The organism is Pedobacter alpinus (genome assembly GCF_042684645.1).
Classification (GTDB): domain Bacteria; phylum Bacteroidota; class Bacteroidia; order Sphingobacteriales; family Sphingobacteriaceae; genus Pseudopedobacter; species Pseudopedobacter alpinus.
Genome location: NZ_JBHULV010000018.1, coordinates 2,439 through 2,677 on the forward strand (window position 1 = coordinate 2,439; position 239 = coordinate 2,677).

Here is a 239-nt window from a genome sequence, read left to right on the forward strand (position 1 = left end):
TAGGTAGAAGCCAAAGTACATTTAGAAATTACGCTCACCATGTGGCAGCCATCTCCCTATTTTATGGTAAAATCCCCACACTGTTAGATCAAGAGCAGGTACACGAGTATCTCTTTTACCTGCAAAAGCAATCCAAGACCCCTTCATAAACCTATTTTAAGCATACCGTTTACGGGCTTCGTTTTTTACTGAAATCTGAAGGATTGCCTTATGAGTATTTACACCTGCCGCAAATTAAA